1 protein-coding gene is annotated in these 381 nt (G+C 46.5%); it reads right to left on the bottom strand.

The genetic code is table 11. The features are described from left to right. The coding region (locus tag A3761_RS27465) for a hypothetical protein (RefSeq protein ID WP_197472971.1) at positions 1 to 381 on the bottom strand (381 nt) is incomplete at both ends.

The raw sequence follows: 381 nt of genomic DNA, 5'->3' as shown, positions 1-381 counted from the left end.
AGTTTAAGGCTACTCGCAGAGAGGTCTTGAGCGTCATGACTTTCGCCTAGCAGGTCGTCAAGAGCTTGCTTGGCTTCGTCGATGTTGCCGATATTTGCATTGACATTGGCAGCGACTAATTTTGTATGCTCTTCGATATTCCCCTGATTAGCGAAGCGTTTGGCACTTTTATCAAGCAAGTCGAAGGCTTCCTTAACATGTGGGTTGGCATTGATATCGCCACCCTCTTGCTTGGCAACGTCTGCAAGGTAATTAACGAAATCGAAGCAGTGTTCTGGCCGGGCGTAGACAGACTGTTCACTGTGCTTCATTACGTTTTGATAGGCTTCGATTGCGCCCTTACTATCTTTATTTTCTGAGCATAGCTCTGCCAATTGCTTT

The sequence above is a fragment of the Oleiphilus sp. HI0123 genome (genome assembly GCF_001635315.1).
Note: the sequence above shows the minus strand (reverse complement) of the source record. Positions and strands in the feature narration are given on the sequence as shown.